The organism is Rhodococcus sp. WS1 (genome assembly GCF_003797745.1).
GTDB lineage: Bacteria > Actinomycetota > Actinomycetes > Mycobacteriales > Mycobacteriaceae > Rhodococcus_F > Rhodococcus_F erythropolis.
This window is the reverse complement of sequence record NZ_RKLZ01000002.1, coordinates 1,476,151-1,496,014: the sequence shown is the minus strand read 5'-3', so window position 1 is coordinate 1,496,014 and position 19,864 is coordinate 1,476,151. Positions and strand designations below refer to the sequence as shown.

The following is a 19,864-nucleotide window of genomic DNA, read 5'->3' as shown; positions in this document are numbered from 1 at the left end:
CCGGTAGTTCGCACTACCAAAAAGGCGCACAGGGCCGAAGGCCTTTATGTTCGACCCATGACTACTTTCAACGCCTGGGTCGCCCGCGAAAGCGACGGCACCATCGACTTCGCCCCCGAAACCGTCGACGAATCCTTCCTCCCGGCAGGTGAGGTCACCATTCGCGTCGAGTATTCGAGCGTCAACTACAAGGACGCGCTCGCGGTCACCCCGAAAGGCGGGGTGGTTCGCGAGTACCCGATCGTCCCCGGCATCGACGTCGCCGGCGAGGTCATTGCCTCCGAGTCCGACGCATTCGCCCCGGGCGACAAGGTCGTCGCACATGGCTACGAGATCGGGACCGCCCGCAACGGCGGCTACGCCGAGATCGCCCGTTTGCCTGCCGAGTGGGTCGTGAAGCTCGACGGCATTTCCACCGCCGACGCTGCTGCAATCGGCACGGCAGGATTCACCGCAGCCATGAGCGTCCAAGCCATTCTGGCCAGCGGAGTGAAGCCCGCCGACGGTCCCGTCCTGGTGACGGGCGCGAGCGGCGGAGTCGGCACCGTCAGCGTCGACCTTCTGGCAAGCGCAGGCTTCGACGTGGTCGCCTCCAGCGGTAAGCCAGGCGCGGCAGACCTTCTGACGTCACTCGGTGCGTCTTCGGTGATCGGCCGGCTCCCCGAAGATCCCGACGCCAAGCCTCGCCCGCTCGGAAAATCTCAGTGGGCGGCGGCCGTCGACTGCGTCGGTGGAAAGACCCTCGCTCACGTTCTGAGCACGATCAACTACGGCGGTGTTGTGGCCGCCAGCGGTTTGACCGGCGGCGCCGCGCTGCCAACGACCGTGCTGCCGTTCATTCTCCGCGGAGTCTCACTGCTGGGCATGGACTCGGTATTGATGCCGATCGAACCCCGTCGCGCGCTGTGGGCCCGTCTGGGCTCCGACTTGGCCCCACGTCATCTGAAGGAGATCACGAACCTCGTTGCCGTCCGCGACGTCGTCTCGGTGATCGATCAGGTACGCGAAGGCAAGTACACCGGCCGGGCGCTGGTTCAGGTTGCCGACGGTTTCTGAACCGCTCAGAAAAGTGTGAACAGATCTGCCGGTTCTTCGGCCGTCGTGGACTTCTCCTTGTAAGGGGAGTTCACGGCGGTCGGTTCCTTCTTCACCGGGGCAGCAAGCGGGACCGATGCGATGTCCCCCGAGACGATGGCGCGTGCGGCTTCGCCGGCCAGCTTGTCTGCCATTTCGTTGTAATGGTTGCCGACGTGCCCGCGCACCCAACGAAAGCGCACCGGACCGACTCGATCGGTGATGGCTCGGTCGATGCTCTGGACCAGTTCCAGGTTCTTGACCGCCCCACCGCTCGCGGTCTTCCAGCCCTTGCGCTTCCAACTCGGCAGCCATTCCGACGCGCACTTGATGGCGTACTGCGAGTCGGATTCGATGAGCAGAGGATCAGCACCGGGATGGGCGACGACGGCCTCGAAGAGCGCACGCAACTCGGCAATCTGATTGGTGCCGGACGCTTCTCCGCCGGACATGCTCGGACCCTCGTGATTGACCCACGCCCAGCCGATAGCCCCGCCGGGGTTTCGCAGACAGGATCCGTCGGTGCTCACGATGATCATGGCTCGGACAATACGTTGCGCCACCGACACACGCCTTAACGGAGGATGGACGGTGGCGATACGCTGACCTCGATGACGCCGCTATCTCCGGTCGACGAAGTCACGGTGACTTCTCAGCGACCACTCGATGCCGCGCTGACGCTCAGCCCGCATCAGCGCGGACCCGGCGACCCCGCACATCGACGGTCAGCCGACGGAGCGATCTGGCGAGTTTCCCGCCAACTTTCGGGTCCTGTGACCTACCGCATCACACAGTCGGATCGCCATACGGTCCGGGTACAGGCCTGGGGTCCCGGCGCCACGGAATTTCTGACCGGCGCCGAAGCTCTGCTCGGTCTCGACGACGAGGCCGAAGATTTTGCGCCCGAGCATCCCAAGCTCGCCGAAGCTCATCGACGCTTCCCTCATCTGCGCATCGGCCGCACCGGACGCGTCATGGAAGCCCTCGTTCCCGCGATCCTCGAGCAACGCGTCCACGGCATCGACGCGTTTGCCGCATGGCGCCGGCTGCTGACCAAATTCGGGGAGCGCCCACCCGGCCCCGCGCCCGACGGAATGCGAGTTCCACTCACCGCGGACCAATGGCGACGAATGCCGTCGTGGGAGTTTCATCGCGCAAATGTCGATCCCGCGAGATCCAAGACGATCGTTCAGTGCGCTCGGGTCGCCGACCGCCTCGAGCAGGCGTCATCGTTCCCCAGGGCCGAAGCGACCAAACGATTGCGAGCGGTGCCCGGCGTCGGGATCTGGACTGCCGCGGAAGTGGCTCAGCGCGCCTTCGGCGATTCCGACGCACTCTCGGTCGGCGACTACCACCTCGCTGCGGTCGTCGGCTGGTCGCTCCTGGGTGAACCGATCGACGACGCCCAGATGGTGCAGTACCTCGCTCCCCTCCAACCGCATCGATACCGTGCCGTGAGGCTTCTGCAGGTCAGCGGCCAAGCCGTCAAACCCAAGTTCGGTCCGCGAACTGCCGTTGCCGACCACCGCTGGCACTGAGCACCAGGAGATAAAGAATGTCGACCCGATACGCACACATCGCCTTCTCCCCCGCTGCGGTGGAGCGTCAGCGGTCGACCGGGAGTTTCACCGTCTACGGTTCAAAGCTCGATCAGCCCGACGAAGGCCCGATGGAATTCGATTTCCGCGCTCAGGGATTCGTGAAATCCGTGGATTCCTTCTTCATGTCCACGGTGACGCCCGACGGTTGGCCGTACGTCCAACATCGCGGCGGCCCGCGCGGATTCCTGCATGTGTTGGGCCCGAATCGAATCGGATTCGCCGATCTCCCCGGCAATCAGCAGTTCGTGACGCTCGGCAATCTGGAAGAGAACAATCGCATCTCGCTGTTCGTCATCGATTACCCGACGCGAACGAGATTGAAGATCTACGGGCGTGCACACGTGATCGAAGCGGACGAGGACCCTGAACTGCTGCAACAACTCTTGCAGGTCCCCGGCGGCACCATGACAGCAAAAGCGCAGCGCTCCATCGTCGTCGAGATCGAAGCGTTCGACTGGAACTGCAGTCGAAACATCACACCTCGCTTCGACAAGGAGCGCATGGACGAATCCCTCGCTCTGGCACGCCAACCCCTGCAAGCCGAGGTCGATCGGCTTACTGCCGAGGTCGAAGAATTGCGCGCGCGGTTGTCGAAAAACGAATGAGACTGGGCGGTTTCAGGGCACCCAGAGTCGGGTAGCCACCAAACACGGCCCGTCGCGCGGAGACGACGGGTCCCGTTGTGCCCGAGGAGGTCCGCACGATCGATCCAGACGGTGGAGTTCTGGTTAACGAACTGCACCGCCACCATTCACGACTGGTTCCACACAGACAGATTGGCCGTCCCCATGAAACTGTCCCGAACTCTCACCATGTCCGTTCTCGTTGTCGCCGCTGTCGGCGCCGGAGCCGGCACCGCGGTCGCAGCGCCCCCGAATGCGGGCTTCGATCCGTCCCAACCCCTACTGACACCGACCGCCGAGTCGAACAGCCAGGCGGCGTTGATGCTCTTCCCCGGTAACGATCCGAAGCAAGCCGCGTTCGACACGATGGCCAACGAGGTCAATATCGGCTGGAACAACGGCGGCGTGCAGTCGACGCTCATCGGAGCCAACCTCGGCGTCGGAATCGGCTGCCTGTCGATCTTCCCGAACTTCATCGCCGGCTGCATCGTCGGTGGAGTCATCGGCACGGTTGCCGGAGTCGGCGCGGGAATCACCAACGGAAACCCGAACGCTGCGCCGGCCGTCGAGAAGTTCTTCGCGACTCCTTGAGAGACGCTCAGCTGTGCGTGTGCCCGGGGGTGGGTGTCTCGTCGTGAAAATGTGTGGCGCCGATCGAATGCAACAGCTGGTGAACGGTGTCGTCTGCCAGTTGGTATCGCATCGATCGGCCGTCGCGCGTCGCGCTCACCCACCCCTGGCTACGCAGTAGCCGCAGCGCATGTGAGACGGCTGTGCCGCTCATCCCCAGCGCCACGGACAGATCCGTGACGCAGATACCCGGTGCGTGGTGAAGGCAGAGCAACAGACGCAGACGGTTGGCGTCGGAGAGAAGCTCGAAGCGACCGGACCAACTGGTGACATCGAGACCCTCGAGTGCAGCCCTGGCGCGACGAACATCCTCGACGCTCAGCGCGCCACTGGTGTCTGCTGCGCCTGCATTCGTCAACCGACTGCCTCCGTAGAACTTCCGATCCCCCGCCGCAAGTGTACCCAGAAGCGAACCTCGTCAGGCAGACTCCACCACGGCTGCCATGCCCTGGCCACCGCCGATACACATGGTCAACAGCGCTTTTCCGCCGCCGCGACGGCCGAGTTCGTGAAGCGCGGTTGTTGCCATACGCGCACCCGTCGCTCCCACGGGGTGCCCGAGCGAGATGCCGGAACCGTTGACGTTCAGTCGATCGAGGTCCTCGAAGCCCCATTCCTTCACTACGCCGAGAACCTGGCACGCAAACGCCTCGTTCAGCTCGACCAGATCGAAATCGGCAAAGCCTGCCCCTGTGCGAGCAAACAGTTTCGAGACGGCGGCGACCGGTCCGAGGCCCATCAGCGCCGGTTCACAACCGGCCGCGGCCCAACTGTCGAGGAACCCGATGGGTTCCAGCCCCAGCTCGTCCAGACGATCCTCGGCGACCACCAGCATCGCTGCCGCAGCGTCATTCTGTTGGCTGGCGTTACCGGCGGTCACGACGCCTCCCTCGGTCACCGCACGCAGCCGTGCCAGGGTTTCGAGTGAGGTATCCGGACGGATCCCCTCGTCAGCACGAAACTGTGTGACGTTCCCTTTTCGATCCGTCAGTTCGACGGCGACGATTTCGGCATCGAATCGGCCGGATTCTCTTGCCAGTGTAGCTTTTCGGTGACTCTCGACGGCGAAGGCGTCCGACTCTTCCCGCGTGATCCCGCAGCGTGTCGCGACGTTCTCGGCCGTTTCGATCATTCCGCTGATCCGGCCGAAACGCCACTCGGGTTGCGAGCGCTCTCGACCACGATCGAGGCGGTCGAACAGTTGCAGCCCACCGGATTTGGTGCCCCACCGCGCTCCGGTGGTGTAGTGCTCGATCCCGCTCATCGATTCGACGCCACCCGCGAGAACCACGTCGGCCGCACCCGTCTGGACCATCATGGCCGCGGTAACGATGGCCTGCAGACCCGTTCCACATCGGCGATCCGTCTGGAAGCCGGCTACCGAAATCGGCAACCCGGCCTCGAGCGCCGCCCACCTTCCGATGCACGGTGCCTCCGAATTGGCATACGACTGCCCCATCGCGACGTCGTCGATGCGGGACGGATCGATTCCGCTACGACGCACGGTCTCCTTGACGACAGTGGCAGCCAAACTTTCCGCAGGCACGTCACGAAGTGCCCCTCCGAAACGGCCCACCGCGGTTCTGACCGGCGCGACCAATGCTGCTCGTTTCACAACTGACCTCGAATCTCGTTCTGGAAGAATGGAAAAGGATTCAGGAGACCAACAGGCGCACGGTATCCGCCACCAGCGCAGGTTTACCTGCTCCTTCGATTTCGATCGTGTACCGCACGACAATCGTCGCGCCCTTCGCGGTGCGCTCGAAGGAAAGAATCTCCGCACCTGCCCGCACCGAAGAACCGACCTTGACCGGTTCGGGGAATCGCACCTTGTTGCTGCCGTAGTTCACGGTCATGGAGATTCCGTCGACACGCATCACCTGAGCGCCGAGCACCGGCAACAACGAAAGAGTCAGATAGCCGTGGGCGATGGTGCCGCCGTACGGACCCTGCGCTGCGCGCTCGGGATCCACGTGAATCCACTGGTGATCCTCGGTGGCGTCGGCGAACTTGTCGATCCGATCCTGTGTGACCGGAAACCACGCGCTGTAGCCCAAGTGCTCACCGACAGCCGTCTCAACTTCGTCGATTCCGTTGAAAATTCGCATAGTTCTCTCCTGAAAGGTGTTGAACAGCAAAGAAAAGTGCAGCGCTAATGTGCGCCGCGGCGCAGCGTGACCCGATACGTGTACTGCTCCGGCAAGAAATAGCTCACCGACAACTCGTTGGCAACGCCCTGCGCGTTGGAGTACAAACGGTCCACCCGCAACATGGCGTGGCCGATCTCGCAATCGACATCCCTGGCAACGTCTGCCGTTGCCGGGGACACCGTGATCGATTGTGCTGCTTCGACAATCGGACTGTCGATCAGCGGTTCCAGCAGACCGATCACCGTATTGGCGCTCACCGCACCGGCCGCCATGGCGGGCAGGTCGATGATCTGCCGAGCTATCGCCTCCGGCAGATGCGCCGTCGTCTGCACGAACGGAACTCCCTCGTGTATCCGTCGGAAGACCACGGTGTACACGACGTCGGTGTCGAGCCGAAGTCGACTGGCCGCCTCGATGTCCACGCGCCGTTGCAGCGGTGACACCACTTCCATCGTCGTGTCCCGCGAAAGGTTCATGAGATCTTCGATGGATCCGAGATGACGGAGATAGCGGCCGCTGTTCTCGGTCACGAAAGTTCCGCGCCCGGGTACTCGGTACACGATGCCCTCGGCAACAAGATCGTGAAAGGCTCGGCGGACCGTCTGCCGACTCACGCCGTGATGCTGCGCCAGTTCGGATTCGGTGGGCAGTTGAATGCCGTCGCGGTAGGTACCGGCAGAGATCTGCTGACGAAGCTCACGAGAGAGGCGTTGGTACGCCGGCTCCGTCTCTCTTTCCTTACCGCTCATAGCGACATGATCCTACTTGCTCACCGGTCCGTCACAGACCGCCGCGGGCAACCAGCTGCGAAACGATCACGTTGCGCTGAATTTCGTTGGTTCCCTCCCCGACGATCATCAGTGGTGCATCACGGAAATACCGCTCGACGTCGTACTCCGTCGAGTAGCCGTAACCGCCGTGGATGCGGACGGCGGACAACGCGATTTCCATCGCCACTTCGGAGGCGTACAGCTTGGCCATGCCTGCCTCCATGTCGCACCGCTCGCCGCTGTCGTACATCTGCGCCGCGTGCCAGGTCAGCTGCCGCGCGGCCGTCAGCTTCGTTGCCATGTCGGCGAGGTAGTTGCCGATCGACTGGTGCTTCCAGATCGGCTGGCCGAAGCTCTCGCGCTGCTGCGCGTACGCAAGTGAATCTTCGAGTGCGGCCGTGGCGACGCCCAGTGCACGGCAAGCCACCTGGATACGGCCGGTCTCGAGCCCCTTCATCATCTGCCCGAAACCCTTTCCGGGAGTACCACCCAGAATGGCCGACTCGGCGATGCGGTAATTGTCGAAGGACAGTTCACAGCTCTCGACGCCCTTGTATCCGAGCTTCGGGAGGTCGCGGGACACGGTCAGGCCTTCGCCGTGCTCGACGAGAACGATCGAGATGCCCGCATGACGAGGGCTTGCGCTTGGATCGGTCTTGCACAGCAAGGCGATCACGCCGGATCGGCGGGCATTGGTGATCCATGTCTTGGCGCCGTTGACGACCAGATCTGTGCCGTCGCTCTTGGCATTGGTTGTCATGGCCTGCAGATCGGAACCACCGCCGGGCTCGGTGAGGGCCATCGTTGCCCGGATCTCGCCGGTTGCCATTCGCGGCAGGTACTTCACCTTCTGCTCTTCGGTACCGAACAGCGAGATGAGCTTGGCGACCACTGTGTGTCCACCCATCGCTCCTGCCAGGGACATCCATCCGCGCGACAGTTCCTGCGTCACCTGCGCATAACAGGGCATGGACACCGGTGATCCGCCGTACTCCTCGGGAATCGCGAGGCCGTAGATCCCGATCTGCTTCATCTGATCGATCCACTTCTCGGGATACTCGTTCGCGTGCTCCACCTCCTGGACCGTGGGCTTGACCTCTCGGTCGACGAACCGGCGCACGGTTTCGATCAGGAATGTCTCTTCGTCGTTGAGCTTGAGCATGAATCCGCCTCGACTTGAAATAAGTTTGTACGGCCATATTTCGATATTGTTCGCGCAATGTCAATACCGCGCCTTGACATCGATACGCAGCAACTGCCAGCATCGAGGCAGTTCGCTGCACATCAACGCCGTTCACGGCAGCACATCTATTTCGCAACTGGCCGTACATTTGATCACCAGATCGAGGTAATCGACACACTATGGACGAGAACCACTACCGCGCGACCAGACGCCGCGCGTCCCTGGTCGCTCCGGGTTCAGACGAGCGCAAGGCCCGCAAGGCACTCTCTTCGAACGCAGACGAGGTGATTCTCGACCTCGAAGATGCCGTCACTTCGGCGAACAAGGACCTTGCGCGAACCCTCGTGAGCTCCTTGGTGCACGAGTTCGGTAAGGCGCGCACCATCTCGGTCCGAATCAACGGCCTCACCACACCATGGGCCCGCGACGACCTGATCGCCTGCGGCACCCTCGGAGAATCGCTGACGAGCGTGATCGTCCCGAAGGTCGAGTCCGCCGACGAACTCCTCGAGGCCGAGCACATCCTCTTCGCTGCCGGTGGGCACCACACCACCCTGCAAGCCCTGATCGAAACTCCGCTCGGCGTCCAGAATGCCGACTCCATCGCCCGCGCGACTCCTCGTCTGCAGGCCGCGATCATCGGATACGCAGATCTCGGTGCAGCGCTGGGTCGCTCACGCTCGGCACTGCCCGAACACTGGCTTGCCGTCCAGGACAGAATCCTGATCGCCTGCCGCGCAGCCGGCGTCGCCGCCATCGACGGACCCTTTCTCGGCATCACCGACGACGACGCCTTCCGCCGCGCCGCGCACTGGACCAGCGCTCTCGGGTTCGACGGTAAATGGGTCATCCACCCGGCGCAGATCGACTCGGCCACTACCGCATTCACTCCTTCGGACGACGCCGTCGATGACGCCAGACGGGTGTTGACCGCACTCGAAGAAGCCGAAACCCTGGGTTCCGGCGCCGCCCAGCTCGACGGCCAAATGCTCGACGAAGCAGTGGCCGTGGCAGCGCGTCGTACGCTTGCCCGAGCCGAAGGAGTCACCGTATGAGCGAGCACTACGTAGGAGGACCGTACTTCGACGAACTCACCCACGGTCAGATCTTCGACGAAGCACCAGCGGTGACGTTGACCAGTGGACTCGCCGCCTCCCATCAGGCGATCCTCGGTGACCGCATGCGCTTGCCTCTCGACGCACACCTGTCGTCGAGCGTCACAGGTTCCGCTGCACCAGTGGCGAATCCAGGACTGGTCACCGACGTCGCCATCGGCCAGTCAACCGTGGTCACACACCACGTCAAGGCAAACCTCTTCTACCGTGGACTGCGATTCCACCGTTTCCCGGTACTCGGTGACACCCTGTACACGCGCACCGAGGTTGTCGGTCTACGCGAGAACTCGGCCAAGCCGGGACGCGGCGCCACCGGACTTGCCGCGCTACGGATGACGTCCGCTGATCAGAATGGCAACACGGTCCTCGACTTCTACCGCTGCGCCATGCTCCCACTGAGCCCCGACCCGATCGAGACGAGAACTCGCCACGCCGACGACCTCTCCGTGATCGGTCCGTCCGAACCGGCGCCGTACGTATCACCTGACGGTTGGGACCTCGACACATATCGAGATCGGGTACCCGGCAGGCACTTCGAGTCGGATTTGGTGGGCTCGGTATTCCGTAGCAGCGGCGACGTCGTCACCAGTGCACCCGAACTTGCCCGGCTGAGCTTGAACATCGCAGCGACGCACCACGACGATCGCGTCGGCACCCACGGTCGCCTCGTCTACGGCGGCCACACCATCGGAATTGCACTTGCCCAGGCAACTCGCGCTCTGCCCAATGTGGTGACGGTTCTCGGATGGCACTCGTGCGATCACACCGGGCCCGTTCACGAGGGCGACACCCTCACGAGCGAACTGCACGTCGAAAGTTCGTCGCCCCTCGAACACGGAACCGCAGTGCAACTGCGTTCGCTCGTATTCTCCCACAATGCTTCTGCAACACAGACTCCGGTTCTCGACTGGCGTTTCACCGTGTTGATGGCATGATCGCACACTCTTCTACCACGGAGGATCACAGATGACTCAGACCCAAGGCCCGCTGTCCGGGCTTCGCATCGTCGAGGTCTCGAGCTTTGTCGCCGCACCCCTGTGCGGACTGACTCTCTCCCAGCTCGGCGCCGAGGTGATCCGGATCGACCCGATCGGAGGTGCCTCCGATTACAAACGCTGGCCCGTCACCGACACGGGTGAAAGCATCTACTGGACCGGACTCAACAAAGGCAAACGGTCACTGTCAGTGGACATGCGCGCCGAGCGCGGTCAAGAACTGATTCGCCAACTGGTCACGGCTCCGGGACCTGGCGGCGGAATCCTGGTCACCAATGCCGGCGGTCGCACCTGGATGAGCCACGACTCCCTGGCCCAGTTGCGTAGCGACGTCATCACCCTCGAGGTTCTCGGACGCCGCGACGGCAGCCCCGGGGTCGACTACACGGTCAACGCCGCGTTGGGATTTCCACAGATCACCGGCCCCGCCGACTACGCCGGAGTTGTCAACCACGCACTGCCCGCCTGGGACGTCGCCTGCGGGCTCTATGCCGCCCTGTCGATCACTGCCGCAGTGCGCCAACGTGACTCGACCGGACACGGCACGCAGATCACGCTGCCACTCGAAGACGTCGCATTGGCCACCGCAGGAACACTCGGCTACCTCACCGAAGTACAAGTGAACGGTCGCAGTCGCGAGTCCGGCGGAAACGCCGTCTACGGCACGTACGGAATCGATTTCGTCTCCAGCGACAACGAACGGTTCATGATCGTTGCACTCACTACTCGGCATTTCCGTGACCTTGCGTCGGTCACCGGCACCACGGCGGCTGTCGACGCCGTCGAAGGTGCCCTCGGAGCCGACTTCTCCACCGAAGCGGATCGCTACCGTCATCGAGAGGTACTCACTGCTCTGTTCTCACATTGGTTCCGGGAACACAGCGGCGCCGAGATCGCTGCAGCGCTGGACACATCGTCGGTTCTGTTCGAGAGGTACCGCAGTTTCGATGAAGTGGTGAATTCCGGTGAACTGGAGAACAACCCGATGTTCTCCGCACTCGATCAGCCTCGAATCGGAAGTTATCTGGCTGCCGCGAACCCAGCCTCGTTCGACGGCGCACACCTGAGCACCGGACCGGCCTCCGAGGTCGGCGGCGATTCGATTGCGGTGCTCGCGGATGTCCTCGGAACCACTGCTGATCACGCTTCGGCACTGATCGCGGACGGCATCGTCGGCGTTCCGGCGAACTGATCTACCTGGAACATGTTTTCGGCCTCGGAACAAATGTTCCGAGGCCGAAAACATGTCGAGAGTGCGTCAGAGACCAAGATCCTTCGCGATGATGGTCTTCATGACTTCACTTGTGCCACCGTAGATTCGTGTGACACGCGTGTCTGCGTAAAGACGCGCGATGGGATACTCGGTGATGTAGCCGTACCCGCCGTGCAATTGGAGGCACTTGTCGATAACTCGACCTGCTGCCTCGGTGCAGAACAGTTTCGCCTTCGCGGCGTCGGGAATCGTCAGAGTGCCGCGGTCATGACATTCGAGTGCGTTGTCGGACACCAGCTGGATGGCATCAACCTCGGTAGCACATTCGGCCAGAACGAATTTGGTGTTCTGGAATGCCGCGACGGGCTTACCGAACACCTTGCGGTCTTTGACGTAGTCGATGGCAAAGCGAAGCGCTGCACTGGCAGTGGCGGCCGCTCCGAAAGCGATGGTCAACCGCTCCTGAGCCAGGTTGTGGGTCAGATAGCTGAATCCGTCGCCCTCTTCTCCGAGCCGGTCCTCGACGGGCACCTGTACGTCGACAAACGAAAGCTCCGCAGTGTCGGAGGTCTTGAGACCGATCTTGTTGATCTTGCGCCCCACCGAGTATCCGGGCGACGACGTGTCGACCACCAGGATCGACAACCCGGTGCGTCGGTTCTCCGCTGTGCTCGGCGCGGTGCGGCACACTACCAGGACGCGATCGGCAAGTACCCCGCCGGTGATGAACGTCTTGGAACCATTGACCACGTAGTGCGTACCGTCCTCCGACAGCTTGGCCGTCGTCGCGATGTTCGCCAGATCCGACCCTGTTCCCGGTTCGGTCATCGCAATCGCGAACATCAGATCGCCGGAGGCGAAGCCCGGCAACCAGCGGCTCTTCTGCTCGTCGTTCGCGTACTCGAGCAGGTAGGGCAGGATCAGGTTCGTATGCACCGACTGCGAGCCGAAAGACGCCCCGGCGGCAGCAACCTCCTCGGCGACGACGACGTTGAACTTGAGCGACTTCTCGCCGCCTCCGCCGTATTCCTCCGGCACCTGAATTCCGAGTACGCCAAGCTCTCCGAGTCGTCGGTAGAAGTCACGGGGCGGGTGACCGTCCTCTTCCCACTTCTCGTGGACCGGGGTTACTTCCTTCGCGATGAAATCGCGGACGGTAGCCCGGAATGCCTCGTGATCCTCGTTGAACACGGTGCGCTGCATGTATGAACTCCAGTCGGTCAAGGGAACAGGGTGATCCTGATCTCACCTTGCCTCAACGTTCCGTATTCGATCCAACACTCATCGGCTATGCGTCCGATAGGGCGTACCAATATGGCCTGACCTGCGATACATAGGCAACCGCTATCGTTCCGATCATCGACGCGACATTGCTCAAAGTGATCCAGAACACGTTGAATGGGTCAGCCGGCAAACACAACACCACCGATCGCTTCGAGGCCGCGCTTCGAGCACGATCGCATCCGCCCACCAGTCTCGAAGGGACGCCACGTGACCCCCATCGCGCCACAGCGTAACGACGTCCAGCCCGAAGCAACAGCAACGCCAGATTCGTCAGCAGTCCCCGTCTTCGGTACCCGCAAGCGTGCGTGGACGATGACCGGGCTCGTCGTCTTCCTCTACATCGTCAACTACGCGGACAAAGCAGTCCTCGGAATCATCGCTCAGCCCCTCGCTCGCGAGCTCGGACTGAAGTCTTCGCAAATCGGCATGGTCGGCTCGCTGTTCTTCCTGATGTTCTGCATCGGCGGATTTCTCGCCGGACCGCTCAACAAGTACCTGACCCTACGTTGGGCTCTGTTGATCCTGGCCGCAATCTGGTCCGTGGTCATGCTCCCCCTCGTTCTCGGTGCCAGCCTCGCGATGTTGATCGTCTCGCGCATGCTCCTCGGATTTGCCGAAGGCCCCAGCTCGGCGCTGATGCACACCGCCGCGTACTCGTGGCACCCGCCGGCCAAGCGCGGCCTTCCCGGTGCAATGCTCGCCGGATCCGCCTCCGTCGCGAAGATCGCCCTCGCGCCCGTACTGACCTTCATCGCCGTTCACTACGGCTGGCGCGCAGCGGTTCTCTCGCTCTCTGTCCTCGGACTCGTGTGGATGGGTTGCTGGCTGGCCGGTTGGTCCGAAGGCCCGTACACGAGCAAGGCCGTCAAGGCGACCAAGACTGCAGATACAGAAGCAACCGAGGCGACCGGGACGGCAACGAAGGCAGTCACCGAGCCCAACGTTCCGTGGCGCAAGATCCTGCTCTCCCGCACCTTCGTCAGCTGCTGCTTCCTCATCGCCACCATCTACGCACTGACCACCGTCGTTCTCACCTGGTTGCCGTCGTACTTCGAGGTCGGCCTCGGATACAGTGCGATGCAAGCCGGTTCGATGTTCGCACTGCCCTCGATCGTCGGCCTCGTCCTCATGATCACCTCCGGTTCCGTCACGGACAAGTTGATCGGCCGCGGCTTCACCTCTCGCACGGTTCGCGTCATCGTTCCCTGCGTCGGCGTTCTGATCTGCGGATCGATTCTCCTGTTCCTGCCACAGATCTCCACTCCCATCGTCGCTGTCGCCATGGTCTCGATCGGCTACGGATTCTCGGCAATCACCTTCCCGCTCATCAACGCTGCGATCTCCGAACTGTGCCCGCCGCAGCAGACTGCAGGCACCATGGGATTCTTCCTCGCCATCATGTCGATCGGCGGCCTGATTGCTCCCTACGCAACGGGAGTCATCGTGGACAACGCAGCAACCCCGGCCGACGGTTACGCCCAGTCCTTCCAGGCAATCGGCATCATCGGAGTCGTCGCCGCGGTTCTGGTCCTCGTCTTCGCCAATCCCGAGCGCGATCGCAAGCTCATCCGCGGCTGAATGCTCCACGTATAGCCATTCGCTAACAAAGCCATTCACCGAAAGACATTGCCGGGTCGACCCGCTCGTGATCGACTCGAGGCACGCCCCGACCGCACAATCGCAACACCGGGCACGAACAGCAGGAGAGATACATGCGAGATGCCGTCATCGTCGACGCAGTACGTACACCGATCGGCCGTCGAGGACGCGCCCTCTCGGAGATCCATCCGGCCGAACTGTCCGCACATGTACTGCGTGCACTCGCTGAACGGACCGGACTCGACGCGGCCACGGTCGACGACGTGATCTGGGGATGCGTCAGTCAGGTCGGCGAACAGGCCGGAAGCATCGCCCGCACAGCGGCACTCGCCGCCGGCTGGCCCGACAGCGTTCCCGGCGTCACATTGACCCGGGCCTGCGGATCGAGCCAGCAGGCAGTTTCCTTTGCTGCGGCCACCGTCATCTCCGGTCAGAACGACGTGGTCGTAGCCGGAGGCGTCGAATCGATGTCGCGAGTTCCGATGGGAACCGCCAGCAAGAACGGTGAGCATTTCCCGGCTTCGGTACTCGAACGCTACGGTGTGGACAGTTTCAGCCAGGGGACCGGCGCCGAGATGATGGCCCGGAAATGGGCACTCACCCGAACGACCCTGGACGAATATTCCCTCCGCTCACACGAGTTCGCGGCCAGCGCCACCGATGCAGGAGCATTCATCGGGCAAATCACTCCGATCGCCGGGTTGTCCCAGGACGAAGGCATTCGGCGAGGCGGAAGTCTGGAGTCGCTCGCGAAGTTGCCCCCGGCCTTCGACGCCGACGGTGTCATCCACGCCGGCAACTCTTCGCAGATCTCCGACGGGGCGGGCGCCACACTCGTCACGACCAGCGAGTACGCCCGGGCACGCGGTTGGAAGCCGCTCGTTCGTATCCACACCGCAGTGGTCGCAGCCGACGACCCGGTCATCATGCTCACCGGTCCGATTGCCGCCACCGCAAAGGCACTGGACCGCTCCGGATTGTCCATCGACGACATCGGTGCCTTCGAGATCAACGAGGCATTTGCCCCCGTCCCGCTTGCCTGGCAGGCTGAAACCGGCGCAGCCATCGATCGTGTGAATCCGCTCGGCGGCGCTATCGCGGTCGGCCACCCACTCGGCGGATCAGGTGCGATCTTGATGACTCGCCTGGCACATCACATGCGCGACAACGGAATTCGATACGGTCTCCAGTCGATGTGCGAGGCCGGCGGCATGGCCAATGCGACCATTCTCGAATTGATCTGACCCGACAACGCTTTCGGGCTGACACGTCATCCAGCAGGAAAGAAGAATTGATCCATGAAACTCGAGGGACTTTCCACCGCGATCACCGGCGGCGCTTCAGGTCTCGGCCTGGCAACCGCTCGACGGCTGCTCGACGCCGGAGCGCAGGTCACGTTGATCGATCTGCCTTCGTCCGACGGTAAGCAGGTGGCGGCCGATCTCGGAGCTGCCGCGCAATTCGCCCCGGCCGACGTCACCGACAGCGAACAATTCGCCGAAGCACTCGACGCGGCGCACGAGCGCGGCGGCCTTCGCGGCGTCGTCCACTGCGCGGGTGCCGGGCGTCGCATGCGCATTCTCGACAAGGACGGAAAAGCCGGATCGGTCGAAGATTTCGAGTTCGTCGTCAAACTGAATCTTGTCGGTTCGTTCAACGCACTCCGTCTCGGCGCCGAGCGGATGGCAGAACTCGATGCCGTGGACGGTGAGCGAGGAGCCATCATCATGACGGCGTCGGTCGCAGCATTCGAAGGTCAGATCGGTCAGATCAACTACACGGCGTCCAAAGCCGGCATCGTCGGTATGACGGTCACCGCTGCGCGCGATCTCGCCAGCCGCGGAATCCGCGTCAACACCATTGCTCCCGGCATCATGGACACTCCCCTGCTGGCGCGCCTGCGCGAAGATGTGCGCACGGCCCTCGAAGCCTCGGTTCCCAACCCCTCACGGCTGGGTCGCCCGGACGAGTTCGGCCAGCTGGCCGTCTCGATGCTCGAGAACGGCTATCTCAACGGCGAAACCATCAGACTCGACGGCGCGATCCGAATGGCTCCCCGGTGACGGGCATCAGCGTGATCGCCAATCCACAACTGCGCCACAAGATGCACTACCCGGACACCACCATGGCTTACTGGGCACCCAGCATGGCGGCGCTCTACGGTGATCGCCTCGCCGTCGTGGACGGCGAGCGCATGTGCACGTTCCGCGAACTCGGTCAGCGCAGTGCACAATTCGCCGGCGCTCTGCGGCAGGCCGGGGTCGGCGTCGGCGACGTCGTGTTGCTACATCTCGGGAACTGCGTCGAGTTCCTCCAGGCCTACTACGGCTGCCTGCAGGCCGGGACGACCGTTACATTGGTCAATCCGCTGCAGCCAGAACTTGGACTGCGCAAGCAGATCGAGGAGACGTCCGCCGTTGCTGCGGTCACTCAGAGTTCGCAGCTGCACACACTGCTCGCGGCCTCTTCCGGAACCTCCGTACGTACGATCGTGATGGTCCAGGACACCGAGGGTGCGCTCGACACACCGGAGTCGGTCGTCGCGTTCGACGCCTTCATCGCCGATCTACCCACCGAATTCACCCCTGCCTCCGTCCGAAGCGACGACATCGCACACATCGCGTTCACCGGCGGAACCACCGGAGTATCCAAAGGTGTTCGTGTTCTTCACCGCAACGTCGTCGGCAACATCACGCAGATGTGTGGGTGGAGAACCGGGCACGAGTTGGAGGCAGGTCCGGACGGTCTCGTCACGCCTCGACGCATCGACGGCCTCGACGTGCTCGGTCCGACGCCGGGAACAGGGGCGACCATCGTGGTCTCACCTCTCTTCCACGCACATTCGTTGCTCAACACGTCGTTCCTGTTGATCTCCGGTCTCACCCAGGTATTTGCCGGTCGGTTCGAACCCGGCCGGATGCTCGAGCTGATCGAAAAGCACGAGGCCACCTACCTCACCGGGTCTCCCGCTATGTGGCACGCACTGTCGGTTCATCCCGACGCTACGGTGCGCAACACCGACAGCGTGTGCGTCGTCTCTTCGGGCGCTGCCCCGATCGACAGCGTCACGCTCGCCGCACTCCGCCGGGCATTTCCCAAAGCGCTCGTCGTCGAGGGGTACGGGCTGACCGAGGCCACCTGTGTGGTCACGGCAGCTCCGCTGATCAACGGCTCGGAATACCGGCAGAGCAGCGTCGGCCTCCCGATCTTCGACACCGAAATCCAGATTCGCGATCAGCTGGACCGGAAGACCGTTCTGGGCGAGAACGAACGCGGCGAACTGTGGGTGCGTGGGCCTCAAGTCACCGACGGCTATCTCGGACACCCGGAAACCACCGCAGAACAGTTCGTCGACGGCTGGTTGGACACGGGTGACATCGCGTACCTGGACTCGGACGGATACCTCTTCATCTGTGACCGGGCGAAGGACATGCTCATCTACAAGGGGTACAACGTCTATCCGCGTGAACTCGAAGAGATTCTGGTTTCGCACCCGGCGATCTCGACTGCCGCGGTTGTCGGCCGCGAAGTGGGGAGCAACGGCCAGGAGCCCGTAGCCTTCGTGGTGATGATTCCGGGCGCCGAGTTCGACGCCGAGCAGATCAAGGCGTTTGTCGCCGAGCAGGTGCTGCCGTACAAGAAGATTCGCGAGGTCGTCGAGGTAGAACTCCTTCCGACATCGGCTGCCGGTAAGGTCCTCAAGACCGACCTCCGCTCGAGACTTCTCGAATCCGTCGATCAGAAAGGCGGTTCCAGGTGACGACCTTCGCAGACCTGACGTCGCAACTGCGTGTCCCGGTTCTCGCTTCACCGATGTTCATCATCTCGACTCCTGACCTCGTCATCGCGCAGTGCACCGCTGGGATCATCGGGTCCTTCCCGGCACTGAATGCTCGTCCGCAGTCGGCACTTCGGGATTGGCTCAAACTGATCACGGTCGCTCGTGAGGACCATGATCGTGAGCACCCGGAAAATCCGTCGGCGCCATTTGCCGTCAACCTCATCGTCCACCGGTCCAACAACCGCCTGGAAGAGGACCTGGCGACCATCGCCGAGTTCGAGGTTCCGATCGTCATCACGTCCCTCGGCGCTCGCACCGACATCAACGACGCCGTCCACGCATACGGTGGAATCGTTCTTCACGACGTCATCGACAATCGCTTTGCACGCAAGGCGATCGAGAAGGGCGCCGACGGACTGATCGCGGTAGCTGCCGGGGCCGGTGGTCATGCCGGTAGGCAGTCGCCGTTTGCCCTGATTCGGGAGATTCGTGAGTGGTTCGCCGGTCCACTGCTGTTGTCAGGTGCCATCGCTCATGGTGATTCGATTCTCGCTGCGCTCGCGGCCGGAGCCGATTTGGCATACGTCGGATCAGCTTTCATCGCAACCGAAGAGGCTAACGCGGATCCTGCGTACAAGGAGATGATCGTGGGTTCAGGGGCCTCCGACATCGTCTATTCCAACCTGTTCACCGGAGTACACGGAAACTACCTGCGGGGCAGCATCGTTGCCGCCGGCTTGGACCCCGACAACCTAGCCGAATCCGATCCTTCCGCAATGAGTTTCGCGACCACCGACACCGATACCAAGGCGTGGCGCGACATCTGGGGCGCCGGACAGGGCATCGGAGCGATCGACGCCGTACTTCCGACGCATGCAGTAGTAGAGCGTCTCGCCGCCGAGTACGCTGCCGCTCGAGAACGCATCTGCCGACTCTAGTGCTGTGACCGGTGTTCGTCAGAGAGGGATTCGTCGGACAGGTACTCGTGGATCAGGTTCACGAATACCTGTCCCACCGGCGACAACGTCGAGGGGTCGAAGGCGAGACCGTACGCACGCAGGAATCTCGGCTCGCAGGCCCGTTCCACGACCTGACCAGGCATCGATTTCGCCACCGAGCGCTCGACCAACGAACCGCCGAGGCCGGCGATGACCATCGGGAGCCTCGACTCCCGTTGCTCGGTCACTACCGCGAGTTCCGTTCTAATACCGGCCTTTCGGATCGAATCTTCGATCGCGTCACCCATTGCTGCCCCGCGAGGAACGAATACCATGGGAATGTCCGGCATTTCCGAAAGGCGTACCGGCCCCTCGGGCAGTTCGGTTCCCGCCGGGTAGACCAGGCGGTACTCCTGCTCCCCCAATTCGACGATCTCGAGCCCTTCGCCCGCTTCGAGTGGCAGATGAGCCACCGCGAATTCGCAGTGGCCGTCCCGGATGAGACTTTCCAGATTGTCCTCACGCTCGAGTTCCGAGAATCTGACTCGTGCTTGCGGATAGCGTCGACAGAACTCCGCAATCAGATCGACGATCGTCCCCGAGGTCAGTGCAGGGAAAGCCATGATGTCGAGGCGTCCGACGATGGCGCCATCGGATGCCGTCAACTGTTCAGCCGCCGAAGCTACGTCTCGCAAAACCTGTCGACTCGGGCCGACCAGGCTGCGACCGGCCGCACTGAGCACCATGCCGCGCCCGATGCGATGGAAAAGCCTCACTCCCAGTTCACGTTCGAGCCCGCGCAACGCTTGTGACACGGTCGGCTGAGCAACTCCCAATGCAGCTGCGGCGCCGTTGATTCCCTTGTTTTCGACGACCGCGAGGAAGTACTCCATCTGCCGGAATTCCAC

Annotated in this window: 20 protein-coding genes; 12 read left to right on the top strand and 8 right to left on the bottom strand. The window is 62.7% G+C overall.

Annotated elements, in window-relative coordinates; genetic code table 11:
* The first annotated feature begins 57 nt into the window (after positions 1-57).
* Positions 58-1,056, top strand: a complete 999-nt coding sequence (locus EEB12_RS19635; protein ID WP_019745389.1) for an MDR family oxidoreductase — start codon at positions 58-60, stop codon at positions 1,054-1,056.
* 5 nt (positions 1,057-1,061) lie between these two features.
* Here EEB12_RS19635 and EEB12_RS19630 read toward each other — a convergent pair whose 3' ends face one another.
* Positions 1,062-1,613 (bottom strand): ribonuclease H, encoded by a 552-nt coding sequence (locus EEB12_RS19630; RefSeq protein WP_007729467.1) that lies wholly within the window; start codon positions 1,611-1,613, stop codon positions 1,062-1,064.
* 45 nt (positions 1,614-1,658) lie between these two features.
* On the opposite strand from EEB12_RS19630, the gene EEB12_RS19625 reads away from it, so the two are divergent.
* The 3 genes from EEB12_RS19625 to EEB12_RS19615 all read left to right on the top strand — a co-directional run bounded on the left by EEB12_RS19625 (position 1,659) and on the right by EEB12_RS19615 (position 3,889).
* Positions 1,659-2,612, top strand: a complete 954-nt coding sequence (locus EEB12_RS19625) for a DNA-3-methyladenine glycosylase family protein (protein WP_019745390.1) — start codon at positions 1,659-1,661, stop codon at positions 2,610-2,612.
* Positions 2,613-2,629: 17 nt separating this feature from the next.
* Positions 2,630-3,280, top strand: coding sequence for a pyridoxamine 5'-phosphate oxidase family protein (locus EEB12_RS19620; protein ID WP_141488354.1), 651 nt, complete (start codon positions 2,630-2,632; stop codon positions 3,278-3,280).
* 111 nt (positions 3,281-3,391) lie between these two features.
* Entirely contained in the window at positions 3,392-3,889 is a 498-nt protein-coding gene (locus tag EEB12_RS19615) for a glycine zipper family protein (protein ID WP_019745392.1), read from the top strand.
* A 7-nt stretch (positions 3,890-3,896) separates the two neighbouring features.
* Here EEB12_RS19615 and EEB12_RS19610 read toward each other — a convergent pair whose 3' ends face one another.
* Genes EEB12_RS19610 through EEB12_RS19590 form a run of 5 tightly spaced genes read right to left on the bottom strand, consistent with a single transcriptional unit; the run spans position 3,897 to position 8,010 of the window.
* Entirely contained in the window at positions 3,897-4,286 is a 390-nt protein-coding gene (locus EEB12_RS19610; protein WP_019745393.1) for an ArsR/SmtB family transcription factor, read from the bottom strand.
* 60 nt (positions 4,287-4,346) lie between these two features.
* A complete protein-coding gene (locus EEB12_RS19605) occupies positions 4,347-5,543 on the bottom strand; it encodes an acetyl-CoA C-acetyltransferase (RefSeq protein WP_019745394.1) in 1,197 nt (398 codons plus the stop codon).
* A 40-nt stretch (positions 5,544-5,583) separates the two neighbouring features.
* Positions 5,584-6,036 carry a MaoC family dehydratase gene (locus EEB12_RS19600; RefSeq protein ID WP_003940415.1) on the bottom strand — a complete coding sequence of 151 codons (453 nt, stop codon included), beginning with the start codon at positions 6,034-6,036 and terminating at the stop codon, positions 5,584-5,586.
* 44 nt (positions 6,037-6,080) lie between these two features.
* Complete coding sequence (locus tag EEB12_RS19595; protein ID WP_003940169.1) at positions 6,081-6,827, bottom strand: GntR family transcriptional regulator; 747 nt, start codon at positions 6,825-6,827, stop codon at positions 6,081-6,083.
* 31 nt (positions 6,828-6,858) lie between these two features.
* A complete protein-coding gene (locus EEB12_RS19590) occupies positions 6,859-8,010 on the bottom strand; it encodes an acyl-CoA dehydrogenase family protein (protein ID WP_019745395.1) in 1,152 nt (383 codons plus the stop codon).
* Positions 8,011-8,210: 200 nt separating this feature from the next.
* On the opposite strand from EEB12_RS19590, the gene EEB12_RS19585 reads away from it, so the two are divergent.
* The 3 genes from EEB12_RS19585 to EEB12_RS19575 are packed head-to-tail and all read left to right on the top strand — an operon-like array spanning position 8,211 to position 11,333.
* The gene (locus tag EEB12_RS19585; RefSeq protein ID WP_047888282.1) at positions 8,211-9,086 is read left to right on the top strand and encodes an HpcH/HpaI aldolase/citrate lyase family protein; all 876 of its coding nucleotides are present in this window, start codon (positions 8,211-8,213) and stop codon (positions 9,084-9,086) included.
* Entirely contained in the window at positions 9,083-10,081 is a 999-nt protein-coding gene (locus EEB12_RS19580) for a MaoC family dehydratase (protein ID WP_047888283.1), read from the top strand. Before EEB12_RS19585 ends, EEB12_RS19580 begins: the two co-directional genes overlap by 4 nt.
* A 31-nt stretch (positions 10,082-10,112) precedes the next feature.
* Entirely contained in the window at positions 10,113-11,333 is a 1,221-nt protein-coding gene (locus EEB12_RS19575) for a CoA transferase (protein WP_097386845.1), read from the top strand.
* 66 nt (positions 11,334-11,399) lie between these two features.
* On the opposite strand, the gene EEB12_RS19570 is transcribed toward EEB12_RS19575, so the two are convergent.
* Positions 11,400-12,557: an acyl-CoA dehydrogenase family protein gene (locus tag EEB12_RS19570; protein ID WP_020970861.1), complete on the bottom strand. Its 1,158-nt coding sequence runs from the start codon at positions 12,555-12,557 to the stop codon at positions 11,400-11,402.
* A gap of 195 nt (positions 12,558-12,752) precedes the next feature.
* On the opposite strand from EEB12_RS19570, the gene EEB12_RS19565 reads away from it, so the two are divergent.
* From EEB12_RS19565 to EEB12_RS19545, 5 genes are all read left to right on the top strand, one after another.
* On the top strand, positions 12,753-14,216 hold the full coding sequence (locus EEB12_RS19565) for an MFS transporter (protein WP_176450530.1): 1,464 nt from the start codon (positions 12,753-12,755) through the stop codon (positions 14,214-14,216).
* 134 nt (positions 14,217-14,350) lie between these two features.
* Entirely contained in the window at positions 14,351-15,481 is a 1,131-nt protein-coding gene (locus EEB12_RS19560; protein WP_133727133.1) for a thiolase family protein, read from the top strand.
* 54 nt (positions 15,482-15,535) lie between these two features.
* A complete protein-coding gene (locus EEB12_RS19555) occupies positions 15,536-16,300 on the top strand; it encodes an SDR family NAD(P)-dependent oxidoreductase (RefSeq protein ID WP_007729494.1) in 765 nt (254 codons plus the stop codon).
* 41 nt (positions 16,301-16,341) lie between these two features.
* Positions 16,342-17,997, top strand: coding sequence for a class I adenylate-forming enzyme family protein (locus tag EEB12_RS19550; RefSeq protein ID WP_166655079.1), 1,656 nt, complete (start codon positions 16,342-16,344; stop codon positions 17,995-17,997).
* A gap of 53 nt (positions 17,998-18,050) precedes the next feature.
* Positions 18,051-18,956, top strand: a complete 906-nt coding sequence (locus EEB12_RS19545; protein ID WP_250884952.1) for an NAD(P)H-dependent flavin oxidoreductase — start codon at positions 18,051-18,053, stop codon at positions 18,954-18,956.
* On the opposite strand, the gene EEB12_RS19540 is transcribed toward EEB12_RS19545, so the two are convergent.
* A complete protein-coding gene (locus tag EEB12_RS19540) occupies positions 18,953-19,864 on the bottom strand; it encodes a LysR family transcriptional regulator (protein WP_113682594.1) in 912 nt (303 codons plus the stop codon). The two genes, EEB12_RS19545 and EEB12_RS19540, sit on opposite strands and share 4 nt — an antisense overlap.